Genomic DNA, 18,423 nt, shown 5'->3' on the forward strand with positions numbered 1-18,423 from the left:
GCCGGACGGCAACCCAATCGTGACGCGTTCATGACTCACAGCCATCCTGACAGTGGCACAGCGCAGCGGCGACAGCCACGGTTGGCAGCGGCAGCCGCTGCCGTGCTGTGCGTGCTCGTCCTTGCAGTGCCGAGCGTGGGCGGCCAGAGCGCCCCCGAGGACGGCCCGATCTCGCCTCGCCAGTGGCCGCGCTCGTTCCTGGCAATACCTGAGCTCGAGGCGTGGCCCAACGCCGTGCGCATGTGGGGGCCCGACCGGCACCAGACCGCGCTGGCCGTGTCGCTGACCCTGCGAGGCGCCGGCGGCTACCCCTTCGACTCTCCCGATGCCACCTCGGGTGCCGGGCGCAGCCTGGGCTCTGCGGAGGGATGGTGGGGGCTGGGCATCTGCCCGCGCTCGATCATCGTGGTGGCGTCGGACGTGCCGGCTGACGCGGTGACGGCCGCCTCGCTGTCGGACTCCACCGGCCGCTCGAGCGAGCCCTACCTGCGCCGTGTGGCCGCCAGCGACCCCCTGTTCGACCCCATCGGCGGCTTCGCCCGGGTCGACACCTACGCCGCACCCATCCTGCTGACCGATTCGGTGCGCGACGGGGCCGATTCGCTGAACCACGCCGCCCGGCTGGCAGCGCAAGACCTGCGCAGGGGCGGCTGCAATGCGGCGCGGCAGGCCATCATCGTGGGCGGCGCCGCCGCGGTGCCCGTCGAGATCGAACGGGAGCTCGTCTCGATCGGCTACGACGAGGTCTTCCGGGTGAGCGGCGAGACCCGCTACAGCACCGCGGCGGTGGTGGCTCAGTCGCTGGGGACCCGCTCGATACCTCGCAGCGCCACCGGGTGCAAGGACTCTTCCGCCGCCGACGGCAATGCCGTGCCGGCGTTCTATGCGAACTCGGTGGTGGAGTGGCGCTCGCGGGCGAGCCGGTGCGAGCTGCTGGGCCGCACGGTGGTGCTGGCCGTGGGTCTCGACGCCCTGGCTGCGGGCTGGTGGACGAGCTTCTGGCAGGTGCCAGTGGTGCTGCACGACGGCAGCGAGGAGCTGCCCGAAGAAACCGCTGTGGCGCTCAGCCTGCTCGACGTGGAGAACCTGATCGTGCTAGGCGACACGTCGCAGGTGCCCGCAGACGTGGCCGAGCTGGCCGCACAGATCGCCAGGGCCGAGCTGCGCCGGGTGGCGGGCGCCGACCGGTACGAGACCAGCGTGGAGATGGCCAAGATCTTCGGCGGCTGGTGGCCGACTCGTTCGGGCGACCACTTCGCCCGCTCATCGGTGTGCCTGGCGGCCTTGAGCGACGGGGAGCGCGGCACCCTGGGCTGGCCCGACGCGCTCGGCGCGGGTGCGTTCTGCGGCGCTGCCTCGGCGCCGTCGCCCCACGAGATTCCCTATGCGGTCGAGCGGCTTGCCGGGCCGGTCGACGCGACCGAGCCGGGCCTGTTCACGGTGGCGCGGCGCCCGGCGGCAGCGGCGCTGTCGGCTGCGCTGCCCCGTCCGAAGCGTGCCGCAGTGCCCATGCTGCTGGTGCCCGCAGGAGCCACCGAGCTGCCCGAGGTGGTCGAGGAGTTCCTGCGCGACGTCTTCGTGCCAGGACGGCTGTGCTCGCAGGCCGTGGACGGCATCGAGTCGGACGGGTCGGGAGCCGACGATGCCGCGGCGTACGCCGCAGCGGTCAACGAGGGGCGGTGCTTCGCCCCCGGCATGGTGCTGGCGTTCGGCGGGGAAGCGGTGATCACCGCCGAGGTGCTCGGCCAAGCCTCGTCGCTGGTGAGCGGGCGCCTGGCGCCTCGTGCCGAACCCGACGTGCCGACGCTGGTGGGGGCGTATGCGCCCCATCATGAGGATCCCGACCGGATCGAGAAGGCACCCGACGCCAAGCGGGGCCTGGGAGCGTTCGCCACCCGCCTTCCCTTCGACGGCACCGTGTTCCACCGGGCCGATGCCGACGGGGCGATCAGCGGCGCCTCGTCGTTGGCCGATCGAGACTGGGTGTGCCTGCCGCGGGGAACCTATGCCGATGCACGATGGCTGGTGGCTGAGACATCACCAGATCGTGCGCCATATCTCGAGGCCGATCTGACGGCGCTGGGCTGGTACCGGGGCGATGTCGACGGCGAGCGCCGCAAGCCGGAGCCGGCCAGCCCGGGCTGCCTCGCAATGGAGCTGTCGGAGTCTCATTCGACCTACGTGCGGGCGGTGGGGCCCTACGGACGGACGTCACGGTCGGTGGCTTTGGTGGCCAACGCCAACCGGCGATTCTGGCTGACCGATGTGGTGGAGGCGGCCGAGCCGGTGTCGGGCGGCGTGCCCAGCGACGAGAGCCCGTTCACCGGCGAGAACACCCGGCTGGCCTTCCGCAACCGCGATCTCATCAGCGTGTTCGCACACCTGTCGCCGCACCGTCGGCAGGTCAACGAGGCGTTCGTCTCCTTGGAGATCGACCGGGGGTTCGGCGCGGGCCGCCCGCACACGTTCAACGCCCGGTGGTCGGTGGAGACCGCGGCAGGCACGGTGTCGGGCATCGCCGAGGGCGAGGCGAAGTTCACCTCGGACCGGTGGGAGCTGCGCGGCATGAGCGTGGTGCGGTCGGGGTCGTGGATGCGCTCGGTGTACGGGACGCACCCCGACGAGCCCTCCGAGATCCTGGCGGGGGCAGCCGTGGCAGGCCTGGCCGACGACGGCTACGGAGCCGGCGGGTTCATGGCCACCATCACCGTGAACGACTTCGGCAGCGACGACGACACCATCGTGTGGAGAGTCGACGCCTACATCAACGCTCGCCCCTAGCGGCCAGCGCGTCCCGTATCGTTTCGACGACTGCAAGCCGTGGAGTGTGAGGTCGGCATGAGCCCTGCGAGAAGGCGGCCCCGCCACGGCCCGCGGCGGCTGTTTGTTGCCATGTTCAGCGTTGCACTGGCGGGCTCGGTGCTGTTCGCGCCGCAGCCCGCAGGCGCCCAGTCGGCGAGCATCACGGTGCAGCGGGTGAGCGGCGCCAGCGTGTACGCGCTGGCGGCCAACGTGGCCGGCGGCAGCTGCGACAGCGACATCGGCTCGCACAGCGTGGCGCTGGCATCGGGCGAGAACTGGCCCGACGCCCTGGCCGGCGCAGCGCTCGACCGGCCGTTGCTGCTGACCAAGCAGGCCTTCCTGCCGGCAGCCACCCGGAAGTACTTGGAGCCGTGCGCATCGCACGCCAAGGCCAAGGTGATCATCCTGGGCGGTCCTGCGGCGGTGTCCGAGAGCGTGGCTGAGACGCTGCGCGGCATGGGGTTCCGGGTGGACCGGTTCGCCGGCGACGACCGCTACGCAACCGCCCGCCGGGTCGCACGCACCTTCGCCCCCGACGAGATCGACACCGTCTATCTGGCCTCCGGCGTCAACTTCGCCGATGCGGTGGCGGCCGCCCCGAGCGTCACTAGCGACAACCCGCTCATCCTCACCACGCCCGACGAGCTCGGTGACGAGGCCCGCCGCTTCCTGACCGACGAAGACCGGCAGGTTTCGAGGGTCACGATCCTCGGCGGCACGGCGGCCATCTCGGCCGCGGTGGAAGAGGAGATCGCCGAGCTCGGCATCGACACCGATCGCATTGCCGGCGCCGACCGCTACGAGACGGCCGCCTTGATTGCCCGCCGTGCGTTCAGCACGTCGGGCTGTCACCCGGTCACCGACGTGGCCGTAGCCAGCGGCACGGTGCCGTTCGGCGGCCTGGCGGCGGGAGCGGTCCGCGGCCCCTGCGAGCCGCTGCTGCTCGCTCCCGCCCCCGACGAGCCCGTGCCCGAGACGCTGGGCCGGTTCGGTCAGGACTGGCGGCTCGCCATCGACAGCGACACCCAGGCAACCGTGACCGGCGTCGGCCCGGGGTCGTCCGTGCCGACGGCGGCGCTGTCGGCTGTGGCGACGGGCATCGTGCGTGGCTCCGGCTCGGCCGATGCAGGCGTGTCTGACGGGTTGGGCTGGAATCTGGTGGCCCCGTCAGTCGTGCAGATCCGCTGCGTGAGCGTCGCCGGCGGAACCGCCCGGTCCGGATCCGGGTTCGTCGTGGGCGATGGCCGCCACATCGTGACGAACGAGCACGCAGTCCACGACGACGGAATCCCGTGCATCCGCATCCGGGCCTATGTGGGCGGCACCTTCGAGCAGGCGCCTGAGAAGTACCTGCCAGTGTCGATCGTGCGGTCGTCGGAGACGCACGACCTTGCGTTGCTCACCACTGATCCCGGCATCGACCCGCTGCCCACGGTGACCATCGCGACCGAGCCGCTGCAGGCGGGCGAGATACTCACTGCGCTCGGGTATCCCCGCATCGGCGGCGACACCATGACGCTCACGACCGGCCGCTACTCGGGCACCCAACAACGCAACGGCGTGACGTGGATCAAGACTGACACGCCGGTCGCTCCGGGCAGCAGCGGCGGGCCGGTCTTCAACGATCGTCGTGAGGTCATCGGCGTCAGCACGCTGCTGCGCGTGGCCCTGCAGGGCGAAGGGGGAGCCACGCTGGGAACGCTGAGCCTGTTGGCAACTGCCGAGAACGTGCAGGCCCTGCTCGCCGGCGACATCGGCGAGTGACTCCGCACCCATAGGCGTTGATGCGTCAGCGAAGCGTGCCCTGCTTGCCGATGGCCACCTACGACGACATAGGCATCCCCGCCAGAGGCACCGCAACCGCCACCGCCTGATGGCGGTATTGCCAGGGACATCTCTGGCGCCGTCAGGAGCTCACGACCCCGAGGCTGTGTTCGCTGGCCGCTGCGGCGAGCTTGGCGTCGAAGGTCACGATCGCTCGTGCTCCGTGGGTGAGCGCAGTGTCGAGCACGACGGCATCGGGAAGCCGCAGTCCGGTCTCGGCTCGCAGGGCCGCCCAACGCACGGGCGCATCGCGTTCGATGTCGGGCACTTCGAATGCAGCGCGCAGCCTGAGCACCGCATCCTGCAGCACGCCCAGGCGGGCCGGCGCGACGAGGCATTCGGCGAGCGTGACGGGGTGCAACCACACGTCTTCGTCGTCGATGCCTCGGTTGATGGCAGCCGCCGGAAGATGGTGATCGTCGTTCGGATCGCGTAGCGCCACGACCCAGCTCGCATCGGCGACGATCACGCAGGCCAGTCCTCGCTGCGGTCGTACAGGTCTGCCGAGCCGGGCAGCGACCCAGCCAGCTCCGCTCGGGCAACGGCGCGAGCAGCCGGCGATCGTCCGCCGCTGGCCCAATCCAGCAGCACGAGTTGAACGAGCTTCGCTCGAGAGACGCCCGACCAGCGCTGCGCCGCCGCATCGAGCACGTCGGCGATCTCATCTGTCTCAGTTACTGGATGACGAGGCCGGGTGGTGGGCACCTCAAGAAGTGTAACACTAAGTGTCACACCTCACTTCCGCGGGCTCTAGCCGCGTCCGCTTTGCCGCTCTGGGGTTGCTGCGTACAGGCAGCTACTACCTTGCGGCGGGTGCGACGTTTGATGTTGGTGGTGCTGTCGGTGCTGGTGGGCTTCGGCGCTGTGCTGGTGCTTCCGGCGACTGCGGCTGGCGCTGCCGAGCACAACGGCTCAGGCGACGGTTCGGATGTGTCGGTGACGCGTTATGGCGGCGCGGACCGCTATGAGACCTCGCTGCAGGTTGCCGAGGCGGTGGCTGCTGATGCTGACGGCTCGCTGGAGTGGGTGGTGCTGGTGTCGGGCCGGCGGTGGACCGACGCGGTGGTGGCCGCGCCGGTGGCGGGCGCGTTGGGGGCGCCGGTGCTGATGACCCCGCCCGGGGAGCTGCGCGCCGACGCGCTCGGGTTCCTGCAGCGCGTGGGTATCTCGAAGGCGCTGGTGGTGGGGCCAGATGCGAGCGGCGGCGCGCACGGTTCCGGTCGTGGGGTCGAAGCGGGGGTGCTCGAGGCGCTCGGCGAGGCCGGCATCACAGCGGAGCGGGTGGCGGGCGATGATCTGTATGGCACCGGTGTGGCGGCTGCGGGACGGGTGACGCCGGGTGTCATGGGTGATCGGGGCCGCACGGCGGTGATTGCCAGCGGTGAGGTGTTCGCCGATGCGCTGGTGGCGGGCCCGTTCGCTGCGCGGGGCATCCATCCGGTACTGCTGAGCCCGCCCGGCGAGCTGCACGCGGAGGTGGCCGCCTACCTGGGCGACGCTGGTATCACCCACGTCGTGCTGATGGGCGGCACCTCCGCGCTCAGCGACGCTGTCGAGCAATCCGTCGAGGATCTCGGCATTGAAGTGTCGCGGGTTGCGGGCAGCACTCGTTATGACACCGCAGTACAGGCTGCCGAGCTCGCCGAGGGTCGGTACAACGCCGCGGCCGGCAAGCCGTGTTTCGCGAAGGACACGATCGGCGTCGCACGGGCGCGGGTGCCGTTCGATTCGTTCAGCGCCGCGCCGTTGCTGGGCCGCTTGTGCGCCCCGCTGGTGCTCGCTGACCCGGATAAGATTCCCGACGACACCGCCGCATATCTCGATGTGGCCCGCGAAGCACACGACGCCGTGGGCCTGCGGGTGTTCGGCGGCGACGCAGCCGTGTCCCAAGCGGCCATCGACGCCTACCTCACCGGCACCGAACCCGACACCGGCGACGACGACAACGAGGCCGAAGACGACCAGGCCAGCGCCGCACCCGGTGTTCTGCCCGCCGGCATCTGCGGCGGCGCCATCGACGACGAGCCGACACAGCTCGTGCCCTCCACCAACGCCGAAGACCCCGCATGGTCGCCCGACTGCAGCCGCCTCGTCTACACCCAGGACGGCTCGCTGTGGACAGTCAACAACGACGGCACCGATGCCCGCAAGCTGGTGGACTACGACGGGCTCTACTCGTACGCCGCCGTGTGGTCGCCCGACGGAAGCCGCGTCGCTTACTCCCGTGGCCAGAACGACGAGAACGGCAACTGGGTGGCGCACATCTGGACCGTCAACGTCGACGGCAGCCACAACAACCAGCGCACCGAAGGCGACGTGATCGATCGGTGGCCAACCTGGTCGCCCGACGGCAAATGGCTGGCGTTCGAACGCGAGACCGGCAGCGGCCGCGATGAGCATGGCCACCTGCTCGGCGCTGACCGGCACATCGTCGTGATGACGTCGTACGGCAACAAGCCCAGGGCGCTCAACGAGGGAGGCGCCTGGGAGGGCAGCCCCGCGTGGTCGCCCGACGGCAGCCAGCTCGCCTACCAGACCAACAGCTTGCTGGTGGTGTCCGACACCGACGGAAGCAATGCACGGCGCTTGCACGCCGGGGTGTACTTCGACGGCGGGATGTCGTGGTCGCCGGACGGCACACGCATTGCCTTCACACGCGGCGGCGGAGCCCAGACGTCCATCGTCATCGCCGACATCGACGGCATCGACGAAGCGGTGATCTTCGACGAGGGCATTCTCACGCTCGCCCCGCGGTGGTCGCCCGACGGTCAGCGCATCGCCTTCCACACCATCGACACCGACGGCAAGCACCGCACCTATGTGGCCGGAGCCAGCGGCGAGCCTGCTGGCATCGCGGACGACTGCCGTCCCCGTGGCGTATCGGGCGTCACTGCAGGATTTCCGCTGCCCGACTGGGCACCGTCGGCCACGGGGACGCTGCGTGTTGCGGTGCTGTTCGTGGACTTCCCCGGCGCCCAGGCCACTCACACCGTCGAGGAAGAAGCTGCGCTGGGGCTGCCGTGGGCCGAGGAGTACCTGGAGGCAGTCAGCTACGGCAAAGTCGACGTGCAGTTCGTGTCCCATCACGAATGGCTGCGAGCACCCCACAGCTACTCGGACTACTTCGGGGAGAACGGAGCAGACGGCCGACTTCTCGCAGGAGAAAACATCGGGAGCGATGTAGTGGAACTCGTTGATGACGAGATCGACTTCAGCGGCTTCCACAGCCTGGCTGTGATTCTGCCCAGCACCCACTTCGGCGGCGGCATAGCAGGCGGGAACGTCGAGGCCGACGGCGTGTCGCTGCCCAGGCACATCAACAATTTCTGGCGACACGACGAACCCGGTGAACCCAGACACTGGGGCTCCGTCGCCGCGCACGAGCTCGTGCACAACCTCGGCTTGCTCGACTTGTACCCCTATGACGACAGCGTGCACGAACGTCCCGCTGCCAGGAGTGGCCATGAGTGGGTCGCCGTCGAGTGGGGCCGGATGAACATGTGGGCTTGGTATCTCTCTCCCCAGAACGACCCCCGACGCCAAGTGCTGACGCGCTTCCCCGGCGGCGGCACGTCGTCCTTTCCAAAGACGCATTTGAGTCCCCAGGAGATGCTCTCGTGGAGCAGATGGCAGCTGGGTTGGCTCGACGACACCCAGATTCGCTGCCTCAGCGACGCTGAGGCCGAGGTGACGCTGTCGCCGATCGAACAACCAGGCGATGGGATCGCGATGGTCGCCTTGCAGCTCAGTTCCCGCGACGTGATCGTGATCGAAAGCCGCCGCAAGCTCGGCTACGACCAGGCAACCGACTACACCGCTTCGAACGGCGCTCGAACCACGTCCCCGAACCTGATCGAAGAGGGCGTGCTTGTGTACACCGTCGACACGCTGGTGCCATCAGGCGAGCTGCCGATGCGGGTCGCCGGCGACAGCGGCAACGGCCAAGTCGACGGCTTCCCGGTGCTGGGGCCCGGCGAGTCGGTGACGCTGCACGGCTACACCATCACGGTCACCGCCGACGACGGCGATACCCACACGGTGTCGATCACCCGCGACAACTGAGTGTCGCGGGCCAGAGAGGCCGTCGATGCGGTCGGCAGCGCAACTTTTCTAACTGCCAAAATGTGACGGCAATAGCTCTTGGGGGTCGCGGTAGCATCGTCGTTGACGGGAGCGATGGCGTTCCCGCTGTTTGGATGCGTAACTGCAATGGCCTTGCGTCTTGAAGACCGAGATCTGGTTCTTGCGTACCAAGCCGGCGACGACGAAGCGTTCGCCGAGTTGGTGCGTGAGTACCGGCCGCAGCTGCTCGGTCACGCGCGCCGCAAGCTCGGTTGCCCCGAGGCCGCGGAGGACGCCGTGCAGGAGGCGCTGGTGCGTGCGCTGCGTGCCATGCCGCGCTTCAACGGCAACTACCTGGTGGGGCCGTGGCTGCACCGCATCCTGTCGAACGTCTGCAGCGACGAGGGCAACCGGCAGCGGCGTGAGGGCGAGAAGACCGAGCGGTACGCGTCGAATGACCGGGCGCTGAACCCGCCGTCGTCTATTGAGGACGAGCTGGGGCTCGACCTCGACGATTCCGAATTGGCCGACGCCGTCGACAACCTGTCCGAGCAGTACCGCGAAGCGCTCATGCTGCGCTTCGTCGACGAGCTGAGCTACGAAGAGGTTGCTGCCAGGGCCGGTGTTTCCGAAGAGAACGCCCGGGCACGGGTGTCGCGGGCCCGCAACGCTGTGCGGGCCGCGCTGAAGCTGGCAGCCGCTGCGCCGGTGGCCCTGATCGGGCTGCTGCGCCGCGGCGAGCGTGCCGCCGCAGCGGTGACGAGCCAGTCGTCGCCCGGGGTCGGCCGTGCTGCACTGAACTCGGCCATGCCGGTGCTGACTGAGGCTGCGCCGATGGCCAGCCGGGCCGCCGCCGCTACGGCGAACGCAGCGACAGTCGGCGTGCCGGTGATGGCCAAGGCTGCGGTCGGGTTTGGGCTCGCGACCGCGGTGATCACGCCGACCGTCGACTCGCCAGTGCACAAGGCGGCCGAGCGGGTGCTGCCCGACTCGGTGATGGAGGTGCTGACGCCGTTCGCCGTCGAGGTGCCCGCACCTGATGCGCCCGTGGTGGTGAGCACCGCGGCGCCGGTGACCGGTATTGCCGACGTGACCGATCCGGCTGGCGCAGAAGGGTCCGCGGTGTCGACGCCGGATGCTGCGGTGGCAGCCGCTCCTGAGCCCGAAGCGGCTCCGCAGGCGGTCGAGGCCGAGACGCCGGCCGCTGCTGCCGTGGTTGTCGCGCCCGCGGTCGACGACGCCCAAGTTGCCGAAACAGTGGCCGAGGACACGCCCGAGATCGTCGAGACGCGAGTCGCGACCGAGGTGGTGATCAATCCCGATCCCGAGACCACCGTGAGCGACAGCAGCAGCGTGCAGGGCGCCCAGCTGACGTTCACGCCGTCGGGTGCCGACCGCTACGACGTGGCCGGTTCGATGTCGCTGACAGTCACGACCACGACGACCATTGCCGACGGCGGTGAGGAGACCACCGAGACGGTCACCACGAGCGAGTCGCTTGCGGTGATCTCGCCCAGCTCGGCCTCGCTCGAAGCTGCCGATCCGGCGGTCGACGAGCGCCGCTTCAGTGCCCTGCTGGTGTTCGCCCCCGGCGACGACGGCGTATCTGCGGAGATGCGCCTGGCCGCCCGCGGCACAGCGAACGACGACGGCTCACTTCAGATGACGGGCTACTTCACCGCCACGGGAACCGAGTCGCTGCCGCTGGCCGAACGCGGCAACCTCTCAGGCACACTGTTCCTCGACGCCGACGGCATGCCCGCCTCGCTGTCGATCACCCTCACCCAGTAGCCCGCTGCCAACCGTCGCAGCGCTCAGTTGCTGAACAGGCGTTGAAACCACGAGACGAACGGCGCGGACTCGGGGTGATTTGCGTCGAGAACCCGATTCTTGACAGCGATGTGCAACTGCAGCCCTGGGTTTTCCTGCCATGCGAGCCACGTGTGCGCGGTCGACTTGGTGACATCGTGATCTCTGACGGGAGCGCCGATTGCGCGCGCTGCTTGGACAGACTCCCGTGCCAACTCAAGGAGACCGGCGGCGTCGCTTGGCACGAGGTTCAGCAAGAAGTGCTCCAATGCGCCTTGATGCTGATTGTCGGGCATGATCCACACGCCGAACTTCGAACCGTCGGGCCGGGGGCACACCAATCCGTTGCTCGGGATCTGGTCCGGCATGGGCGGCAGGTCTGGCAACTCGTCTGAACAGCGATTCTTGATCGCAGTCCACCGTTGAAACACGTCTCCGTTGGCGTCAACGATGATGCCCAAGCTTTGCAGGCCGCTCGCTCTTGCCTCTGATGAGATGGCACCGCGCTTGAGGATGTTGCGCACGCCCCCGAGATCCTTGATCAGCGGCACGTCTACGCCGACCGCGTCATCGTCCCATGCTGCGCCGTTGGCTCTCATGAGTTCCGGGACAAGCCGTTTCTCGGTCGGTCCCTCGACCAACAACAGCTTCGCCGGATCGCGGCGGCGGATGCTCAACTATCGGACCTCAAGCTCGCGTTCGCCGACGATGGCAACTTGGTGCTCGCTGAAGCCCACGGTGTGGGCCCGGTCCGTCTCGATGCGATGAATCGACACCCGTCCGGGCGCAGGAGCGTCGGCCTCGGCGATGGACCCGAGGCTCTCGTAGCAGTCACGGCTGTGGGTGGTGGCAAACACCTGCACGTCAAGTGCCTGAGAGCGCTCAACGATCATCTTCCACATCTTCTGCATGACCGAGTAGTGAAGGCCCGTGTCGATCTCGTCGACGAGGAGGACGCCGCCGCGCGCCCGGGCCAGTGACAATGCGAGTCCCAGCATCCGCCGCATACCTTCGCCGAGACTGCCAAGAGGCACCCGAGCGTCGAGACCGCGAAGCCTCACAAAAATGCCACCGTGTGAGTCGCTTCTCGGCATCCAGCGGCCGAATGGAACCGTGGCGATGCGCTCCACCCGCGGCTCGATGATCTGGAGCGCTTCTACGGCTCGATCTTCGGTTTCGGTCATTACCGCGGCGCCGAAAGTCCTGCTTACTTGCTCGGACGTCAGCCCGCCCGTACCGATGAATTGAACTGGGGGTACGTCGCCGTTGATTGGCCGTCCCCCTCGCATCAGCGATTGCGGAGGCAGCAGTCCTTCCGCGAACAGGCCAGCCCGGAACTCTCCGTCCGTATCGCTTGCACGCCACACAAGAGCACCGCCGTGATCTTCGGACAGAGCTTCGGACTCGTCGAACGAGAATTCCGGTGGTTCTAAGGGGTCGGTGCTGTCGGCCTCGATCAATAGCTCCGCCGTCGCTGTCTGCGCGCCACGCAAGCGATACCCTGCGCGCTCTCCCCACAACGAAACGTGGCCAGTGGTGTCATGGCCAGCGAACAAGTGGCGGACGTCGTACATGCGGCCACGATCTTCATCCACCAGCCACTCACCGCGTGCATCAAGAACTGATCGCAGCATCCGGTGGTCCCCTGCGGCATGCAGCAGGCCGATGCATTCCAGAATGGAGGTTTTGCCCGAGTTGTTCGTACCGACCAGCAGATTGATCCGGGTCAAGCCGTCAAGCCTCAGGCTGGACAGCCCTCGATAGCCCTTGATCTCCATCGACGTGTACAAGACGGCTGCTCCAAGTGGCTCCAAGGTTCGTACTGGCGCCTCCATCACCCTACCTGTGACGCCCGCTGGCACCGGCAATGGCGGCCTATCGCCGATGACCTCCAGATGACGGGCTACTTCACCGCCACCGGCACCGAGTCGCTGCCGCTGGCCGAGCGCGGCGACCTCTCAGGCACGCTCACCCTCGACGCCGACGGCATGCCCGCCTCGCTGTCGATCACCCTCACCCAGTAGCCCGCTGCCCGGGCGCCGGCTCAGGCGTTCTTGATGAGGAGGCCGCCGTCTACGGGGAGCACGGCGCCGGTCATGTACTGGCTGGCGGGCAGGCAGAAGTTGAGCGTGCCGTGGGCCACTTCCTCGGGCTCGGCGTAGCGGCCGAGGGCGGTGCGGCGCTTGGCGAAGATCGTCTTGTGCTCGTCGGGGATGTCGGCGGTCATGGCGGTGCGGATTGGCCCGGGGCAGATGCAGTTGACCGTGATGCCCTCACGGCCCAGCTCCACCGCCAGTGACTTGGTGAGCCCGATCACGCCGTGCTTGGCGGCGGTGTAGGGCGAGCCGAACTTGGTGGCGCCCCAGCCCTCGGTGGAGGCGATGTTGACGATGCGGGCCGCGTCGGACTGGCGCAGGTAGGGCAGCGCCGCCCGCACCGTGTAGGTGTGCGCCGTCAGCAGCACCTCGAGCGAGATGGCCCAGTTGTCCTCGTAGTTCTCGGCGTCGATCGGCGAGAAGCGCGAGATGCCGGCGTTGTTGATGAGGTGGTCGATGCCGCCGAAGCGCTCGGCCACCTCGTCGGTGACCTGGTTGACCCGGTCGCGGTTGGCCACGTCCATCGTCCAGCCCGCTGCTGAGCCGCCGGCGTCGTTGATCTCGGCCACCACGGCGTCCACATCGGCTTGGCGCAGGTCGGTGACCGCAACGTGTGCCCCCTCGTCGGCGAACAGGTGCGCCGTCGCCCGTCCCTGGCCCATGCCGGCGCCGGTGATCAGCGCCACCCGGCCCTCGATCGACCGGCTCAATGTCGACAGTCGCTTCGTCGTCCCCACAGCAGTCCTCCAATGCTCGCCGGGCACTGCGCACGGCCGCGGCGGCGCTCAACGTAGCCGCAACAACTTCAGCCGACCCACTCGCCGGCATCATGCGTGTTGAGACGATCCGAGACATGAGGCAACGGTCAGCGCAGGAAAGCAAAATGCGAGCGTCTCTGACCTAAGGCAGAACGAATCTGTCTTCGTACGAGGACATTCCTAACCTGTCATCGCACAAAGACGAACAAGGAGCTTTCCTGCGTGGAAACCACGAACGCAGTTCGCCCGTTGCTGACTAGCCGGCAACTCGGAGCAGCCATCGCGGCGGCGCGCAAGGAGCGTGGCTGGTCTCAAACAACCTTGGCTGAACAGGCCGGCGTGGGCCGCCCGTGGCTGTCGACCTTCGAGAACGGCAAGCCCACGGTGTCTTTGGACGGGGTGTTGCGCGTGATGATCGCATTGGGTCTAGGTATCGGCATCGTTCCGGCCGATGCCGATATGGACATCAGTGCTGGCGTCGGCAGCGAGAGCGGCGGATTCGATCTCAACCGGTATATCGACAACTGGAGTACCGGAGGCTCCGAACTCGAGCCGTCAGCCTGAAACTGCGGCTGTGGTCAGCCGGTTTGCCAGGCGGTGCCGCCGTCGATCTTGAGCACCGAGCCGGTGGTGTAGCTCGACGCTTCTGAGGCGAAGTAGAGCGCTGCGCCCACCACCTCGTCAGCCTCGCCGCCGCGGCCCAGTGCGATCTCGTTGGTGGCCCGTTCGTTGAACGCTTCCATGTCCCACGCCTTGGAGATGTCGGTGAGGAACGGGCCGGGCATGATGCAGTTCACCCGCACGCGGGGGGCGTACTCGCGGGCGAACGACTGGGTGATGGCGTGGATGCCCGCCTTGGCCGCCCCATATGCCGTCTCATTCGGCGAGGGCGCTACGGCCGCCACCGAGCTGACGTTGATGATCGAGCCGCCGCCCGCTCCGTACATGCGCTTGCCGAACACCGCCGAGGCCCGGAACGGCCCCTTGAGGTTCACGTCGATCACCTTGTCGAACAGCCCCTCCGACACCTCGTACAGCGACGGGTACAGCGGCGACAGCCCGGCGTTGTTCACCAGCACCTCGCAGTGGCCGAACTCGTCGTAGACCCGCTCGCACAGGGCGTCGTTCTGGTCCCAGTAGCCCACGTGGCACTCCACCGCCAGCGCCTGCTGGCCGGTGGTGTCTCGCACCTCGGCGGCCAGCGCCTCGCAGTTGTCGAGCTTGCGCGAGGCGATCACCACATCGGCGCCGGCACGGGCGAACGCCAGCACCATCTCGCGGCCCAGCCCACGCGACCCGCCGGTGACCACGGCCACCCGGCCCGACAGGTCGAACAGCGCTGCGTTCGAGGTGCCAGCCATCTCAGCGGCTCCAGGAGTTCCAGCTCATCACCGAGTCGAGATCGGTGCGGGTGGCCAGCTTGAAGTCGGTGCCCACGGTGTAGGCAACCGGGCTGAGCGCGTACTGGCGCACCGTGTCATAGGGGATGCCCAGGATCTCGGCGGCCTCGCGCTCGTAGCCGAGGTGCAGGGTGGTCCAGCAGGTGCCCAGGCCCCGCTCGCGGGCGGCCAGCATGAAGCTCCACGCTGCGGGGATGATCGAGCCGGCCTGGCCCACCATCATGCGGGCATCGTCGGTGCGGCCGGTGATGCAGGGCAGGAACAGCACCGGGCTGCGATGCATGTTCTCCGACAGGAACTCGGCCGAGGAGGTCACCCGGGCCTGCTGCGCCTCTCGCTGGGCGCCCAGGCCCGAACCCACCCGGCCCGCGTACATGGGGCTGTTGCGGTACGCGTCGAAGCCCTGCTTGTAGAGCGCCGAGATGGCCTCGATCTTGTCGCGCTCGGTCACGAACACGAAGTGCCAGCCCTGCATGTTGGAGCCCGTCGGCGCCTGCACGGCGATCTCGACGCACTCGCGCAGCACCGATTCGGGCACCGGCCGGTCGAAGTCGAGCCGCTTGCGCACCGCCCGGGTGGACTGCAGCACCTCGTCGGCCGACAGGCCCAGCTTGATCCCGTTATCGCTCATCGTGTGCTCCGTTCGGTCGTGCTCGGCGGGGTTGTCAGCGCCGATGTCCCGCAGCAGAGTAACCGGCGCCCGCGGGACGCACCCAGGCCGTTCAGCGCAGGAACTTGCTCGTCGTGTTGTCGGCCAGCACCCGCCCGCTGGTCTGGCAGCCGGCGCAGTAGTTGACGGAGTAGTCGCGGTACTCGACGGCCCGCACCACGTCGCCGCAGACCGGGCACTGCTCGCCGGTGCGGCTGTGCACCGCCGAGGGACGCTCGGCCGACCGGCTCATCTGGGGGAGTTCCCGCTCGGCGGCCAGCGACTCGTCGACGACAGCGCCGATGGCGGCCACCACGGCCTCGACGCCTTCGCCGTCCATCCGGCCGGTGGGTGCGAACGGCGACAGCTTGGCCCGGTGGCAGATCTCGTTGGCCAGCCGCCGCCCGAGGCCAGACATCACGCGCTGATCGCGCAGGAAGTTGTGCAGGCGGGCTGAGTGCGCCGCCATGAGCTCGGCCATCGCTGCGGCATCCACCTCGGTGGCTTCGGGCCCCAGGCGGGCGAGCGGTTCGGCCTCGGCGGGATCGCTGGCGATCACCCACACGCCGGCCCGCTTCTGCGTGCCCGGTTCGGTCAGCAGCAGCCCCAGCCCGCTCTCGAACTCGAAGCGGGCCAGCCCGTCACGGGGCCGGCGCGGCCGCTTGGCACCCGGTTCAAGCACCCGCAGCCGCCCGCCCTGCATGAGATGCACCACAAACGTCAGCCCATCCCCGGCATCGGGCGCGAAGCGCAGCAGCAGGAACTTGGCCCGCTGGCTGACGCTGCGCAGCGGCCAGCCGACGGCGTCATTCGGTGACGGGCTTGCAGTCTTGAGCGCAGTGAACGACAGCGGCTCCACCCGCTTCAGCACCTCGCCCGCAGCCAGCGCCTCGAGCCGTTCAGCGTGCGCCCGGATCTCAGGAATCTCCGGCACGAAGCGTCAGCCCCCGCAGTCGTCCGGCCCGCCGCCGGAGGCACTGTCTTCCTCCTCGGCGAGCGCTCGCCCCAGCGCCGTGTTCACCAGCGCCAACGCCTCGGAAGCCGCGATCAGCACCCGCACATCACCGCTCACCTTGATGAGCCCGGCCTGCAAGGCGGCCAGTGCACCCATGTCTCCCCGCCGCACGGCCTCTGCCGTCTCCCGGGACTGGCTCATTACAACCACGCCGTCATCACTGACGTCGAGACTCTCGCTTTTGCCGCCCGCCGCGTCAGCAGCATCGGGTAGCACCGGTTCGAGATGCGCCCGACCGCCGTCGATCACCAGCCGGTAGGCCACGACAGGCCCCCCGTTGCCGTCGCCGATCCGCTGCTCCACCGTGGCCCGCACCTCGGGCAGATTCACATCCGCCAGCACCTCGGACATCGCAGCGCACCAACCCTCGGACCCGATCTCCACGCCAGCGAACCTATGCCGCCCGCCACCGCATGTCACGCCAGCGGTCTGCCAACAAGCCACTGCGAGCGATCCGGGGACACGTCCGACTCGGCGATGCACGATGGGCCTGAAATTCAGTGGCGACGGCCCGCGGGCGCTCGCTACGGTGCACCGCAACGCATCAATGCGTACCCGTATCGCTGGCAGTTCGCCGGTCTCTGGGCGGAAATCCCGCCTGTTACCGTTCCGAAAGGAAGTCCTATGGACGCGAACTCATTCGTCATTCTTGCTGCAGTCGTGACGCTGTTCAGCTTCAACCTCACGGCCAGCCTGATGTGCTGCCGCTCACTGGGCCGGCGAGTCGACCGACTCGAACACCGCCTTGACCGACTTGAAGATCGCATGGATCGCTTCGAGCAGGTGCTCATGCAGCTGGTGGTGGACATGGCGCTGGTCAAGACGGATGTCGCGCTGGTCAAGGCGGATATGGCGCTGGTCAAGATGAAGCTGGGCATGGAGACGGCCTCGCCCGCCGTCGCGCAGCAGCCGGCAATCGCACCTCCCTCGGGCGGTTCTTCCGGCGCAGCAGCGCAATAGCATGGCGAGGTGACCTTTCCGGCTCGCCGCCTTCGTCGGTTGCGTCGCACCCCGGCGCTGCGTCGGCTCGTTGCGGAGACAACCGTCACGCCCAGCGACCTCATCGCACCTCTGTTCGTGCGTGAGGACGTCGCCGAGCCGCAGCCGATCGTCTCGCTGCCCGGCATCGTGCAACACAGCCAGGAATCGCTGCGCAAGGAAGTCAACGAGCTGGCCAACCTCGGCATCAGCGGGGTGATCCTGTTCGGCCTGCCGGCCCGCAAGGACGCGGTGGGCTCCGAGGCCTGGAACCCCGACGGCGTCGTGCAGGTGGCGTTGCGCAACCTGCGTGACGACCACGGCTCGGAGATGGCGATCATCGCCGACCTGTGCGTCGACGAGTACACCGACCACGGCCACTGCGGCGTGGTGACCGACGACGGTTACGTCGACAACGACGCCACGCTCGAGCTGTACCAGCGGGTGGCGCTGGCCCAGGCCGAAGCCGGCGTCGACATGGTGGGCCCCTCGGGGATGATGGACGGCCAGGTCGGGGCGATCCGCCAGGTGCTCGACCACAACGGTTACGAGCACGTGCCGATCATGGCCTACTCGGCGAAGTACGCATCGGCTGAGTACGGGCCGTTCCGCGACGCTGTCGACGTGACCATCGCCGGCGGGGGCGACCGCAAGGGCTACCAGCAGGATCCCGCCAACGCTCGTGAGTCCATGGCCGAGATCGAGCTCGACATCGCCGAGGGCGCCGACATCATCATGGTGAAGCCGGCGCTGGCGTATCTCGACATCATCGCCGCGGCCCGGGCCCGCTTCGACCTGCCGCTGGCGGCCTATCACGTGTCGGGCGAGTACGCGATGCTCAAGGCAGCGGCTGCGAATGGCTGGATCGACGGGGCTGCCACGGCAGTCGAGCACCTCACGGCCATCAAGCGGGCCGGTGCCGACATGACGCTCACGTACCTCGCCCGCGAGTTCGCCGAAACCCTGCAGTAGCCGCGTTCGCCGGCCCTCGCCTTCGGCCCCTGAACCCGCGACACTGAGCCCAAGCTCG

Annotated in this window: 17 protein-coding genes; 8 read left to right on the forward strand and 9 right to left on the reverse strand. The window is 68.5% G+C overall.

Annotated elements, in window-relative coordinates; all coding sequences use genetic code 11:
• Positions 1–111: 111 nt before the first annotated feature.
• Both ACOGI8_RS01665 and ACOGI8_RS01670 read left to right on the forward strand, forming a co-directional pair.
• Positions 112–2,781, forward strand: coding sequence for a cell wall-binding repeat-containing protein (locus ACOGI8_RS01665; RefSeq protein WP_419855168.1), 2,670 nt, complete (start codon positions 112–114; stop codon positions 2,779–2,781).
• A 111-nt stretch (positions 2,782–2,892) separates the two neighbouring features.
• Positions 2,893–4,566: a cell wall-binding repeat-containing protein gene (locus ACOGI8_RS01670; RefSeq protein ID WP_419855169.1), complete on the forward strand. Its 1,674-nt coding sequence runs from the start codon at positions 2,893–2,895 to the stop codon at positions 4,564–4,566.
• Positions 4,567–4,708: 142 nt separating this feature from the next.
• Here ACOGI8_RS01670 and ACOGI8_RS01675 read toward each other — a convergent pair whose 3' ends face one another.
• Together ACOGI8_RS01675 and ACOGI8_RS01680 are read right to left on the reverse strand one after the other, a co-directional pair.
• On the reverse strand, positions 4,709–5,095 hold the full coding sequence (locus ACOGI8_RS01675; RefSeq protein WP_419855170.1) for a type II toxin-antitoxin system VapC family toxin: 387 nt from the start codon (positions 5,093–5,095) through the stop codon (positions 4,709–4,711).
• The gene (locus ACOGI8_RS01680) at positions 5,092–5,331 is read right to left on the reverse strand and encodes a hypothetical protein (RefSeq protein WP_419855171.1); all 240 of its coding nucleotides are present in this window, start codon (positions 5,329–5,331) and stop codon (positions 5,092–5,094) included. The genes ACOGI8_RS01675 and ACOGI8_RS01680 overlap by 4 nt, the downstream gene beginning before the upstream one ends.
• 108 nt (positions 5,332–5,439) lie before the next feature.
• Between ACOGI8_RS01680 and ACOGI8_RS01685 the strand changes: the two genes are divergently transcribed.
• On the forward strand, positions 5,440–8,688 hold the full coding sequence (locus ACOGI8_RS01685; RefSeq protein WP_419855172.1) for a cell wall-binding repeat-containing protein: 3,249 nt from the start codon (positions 5,440–5,442) through the stop codon (positions 8,686–8,688).
• Between the two features lie 147 nt (positions 8,689–8,835).
• Positions 8,836–10,479 carry an RNA polymerase sigma factor gene (locus tag ACOGI8_RS01690; RefSeq protein WP_419855173.1) on the forward strand — a complete coding sequence of 548 codons (1,644 nt, stop codon included), beginning with the start codon at positions 8,836–8,838 and terminating at the stop codon, positions 10,477–10,479.
• Between the two features lie 23 nt (positions 10,480–10,502).
• Here the strand turns inward: ACOGI8_RS01690 and ACOGI8_RS01695 are convergent, their stop codons facing one another.
• Together ACOGI8_RS01695 and ACOGI8_RS01700 are read right to left on the reverse strand one after the other, a co-directional pair.
• On the reverse strand, positions 10,503–11,174 hold the full coding sequence (locus ACOGI8_RS01695) for a DUF3226 domain-containing protein (RefSeq protein WP_419855174.1): 672 nt from the start codon (positions 11,172–11,174) through the stop codon (positions 10,503–10,505).
• Positions 11,175–12,287: an AAA family ATPase gene (locus ACOGI8_RS01700; protein ID WP_419855175.1), complete on the reverse strand. Its 1,113-nt coding sequence runs from the start codon at positions 12,285–12,287 to the stop codon at positions 11,175–11,177. It abuts the gene before it with no gap.
• A 105-nt stretch (positions 12,288–12,392) separates the two neighbouring features.
• On the opposite strand from ACOGI8_RS01700, the gene ACOGI8_RS01705 reads away from it, so the two are divergent.
• Entirely contained in the window at positions 12,393–12,521 is a 129-nt protein-coding gene (locus ACOGI8_RS01705; RefSeq protein WP_419855176.1) for a hypothetical protein, read from the forward strand.
• A 20-nt stretch (positions 12,522–12,541) separates the two neighbouring features.
• On the opposite strand, the gene ACOGI8_RS01710 is transcribed toward ACOGI8_RS01705, so the two are convergent.
• A complete protein-coding gene (locus ACOGI8_RS01710) occupies positions 12,542–13,303 on the reverse strand; it encodes an SDR family NAD(P)-dependent oxidoreductase (RefSeq protein WP_419855177.1) in 762 nt (253 codons plus the stop codon).
• Positions 13,304–13,573: 270 nt separating this feature from the next.
• Here ACOGI8_RS01710 and ACOGI8_RS01715 point away from each other — a divergent pair, with 270 nt between their 5' ends.
• Positions 13,574–13,915 carry a helix-turn-helix transcriptional regulator gene (locus ACOGI8_RS01715; RefSeq protein WP_419855178.1) on the forward strand — a complete coding sequence of 114 codons (342 nt, stop codon included), beginning with the start codon at positions 13,574–13,576 and terminating at the stop codon, positions 13,913–13,915.
• Positions 13,916–13,929: 14 nt separating this feature from the next.
• Here the strand turns inward: ACOGI8_RS01715 and ACOGI8_RS01720 are convergent, their stop codons facing one another.
• From ACOGI8_RS01720 to ACOGI8_RS01735, 4 genes are all read right to left on the reverse strand, one after another.
• Positions 13,930–14,712 (reverse strand): SDR family NAD(P)-dependent oxidoreductase, encoded by a 783-nt coding sequence (locus ACOGI8_RS01720; protein WP_419855179.1) that lies wholly within the window; start codon positions 14,710–14,712, stop codon positions 13,930–13,932.
• Between the two features lies 1 nt (position 14,713).
• On the reverse strand, positions 14,714–15,382 hold the full coding sequence (locus tag ACOGI8_RS01725; RefSeq protein ID WP_419855180.1) for a nitroreductase family protein: 669 nt from the start codon (positions 15,380–15,382) through the stop codon (positions 14,714–14,716).
• A gap of 91 nt (positions 15,383–15,473) precedes the next feature.
• Positions 15,474–16,334 (reverse strand): DNA-formamidopyrimidine glycosylase family protein, encoded by an 861-nt coding sequence (locus ACOGI8_RS01730; RefSeq protein WP_419855181.1) that lies wholly within the window; start codon positions 16,332–16,334, stop codon positions 15,474–15,476.
• 6 nt (positions 16,335–16,340) lie between these two features.
• A complete protein-coding gene (locus tag ACOGI8_RS01735) occupies positions 16,341–16,799 on the reverse strand; it encodes a hypothetical protein (protein ID WP_419855182.1) in 459 nt (152 codons plus the stop codon).
• A gap of 93 nt (positions 16,800–16,892) precedes the next feature.
• On the opposite strand from ACOGI8_RS01735, the gene ACOGI8_RS01740 reads away from it, so the two are divergent.
• Both ACOGI8_RS01740 and hemB read left to right on the forward strand, forming a co-directional pair.
• Positions 16,893–17,375 (forward strand): hypothetical protein, encoded by a 483-nt coding sequence (locus tag ACOGI8_RS01740; protein WP_419855183.1) that lies wholly within the window; start codon positions 16,893–16,895, stop codon positions 17,373–17,375.
• A gap of 9 nt (positions 17,376–17,384) precedes the next feature.
• The gene (hemB, locus tag ACOGI8_RS01745; protein WP_419855184.1) at positions 17,385–18,365 is read left to right on the forward strand and encodes a porphobilinogen synthase; all 981 of its coding nucleotides are present in this window, start codon (positions 17,385–17,387) and stop codon (positions 18,363–18,365) included.
• Positions 18,366–18,423: the final 58 nt, after the last annotated feature.

It is taken from the genome of Candidatus Poriferisodalis sp., assembly GCF_965204195.1.
Lineage (GTDB): Bacteria > Actinomycetota > Acidimicrobiia > Acidimicrobiales > Poriferisodalaceae > Poriferisodalis.

What these genes read in the sequence shown, in the direction of transcription:
- ACOGI8_RS01705 (WP_419855176.1), top strand. Translation starts at nt 12,393, where the DNA reads ATGACGGGCTACTTCACCGCCACCGGCACCGAGTCGCTGCCGCTGGCC.
- ACOGI8_RS01740 (WP_419855183.1), top strand. Translation starts at nt 16,893, where the DNA reads ATGCACGATGGGCCTGAAATTCAGTGGCGACGGCCCGCGGGCGCTCGC.
- ACOGI8_RS01690 (WP_419855173.1), top strand. Translation starts at nt 8,836, where the DNA reads ATGGCCTTGCGTCTTGAAGACCGAGATCTGGTTCTTGCGTACCAAGCC.
- ACOGI8_RS01720 (WP_419855179.1), bottom strand. Translation starts at nt 14,712, where the DNA reads ATGGCTGGCACCTCGAACGCAGCGCTGTTCGACCTGTCGGGCCGGGTG.
- ACOGI8_RS01670 (WP_419855169.1), top strand. Translation starts at nt 2,893, where the DNA reads ATGTTCAGCGTTGCACTGGCGGGCTCGGTGCTGTTCGCGCCGCAGCCC.
- ACOGI8_RS01725 (WP_419855180.1), bottom strand. Translation starts at nt 15,382, where the DNA reads ATGAGCGATAACGGGATCAAGCTGGGCCTGTCGGCCGACGAGGTGCTG.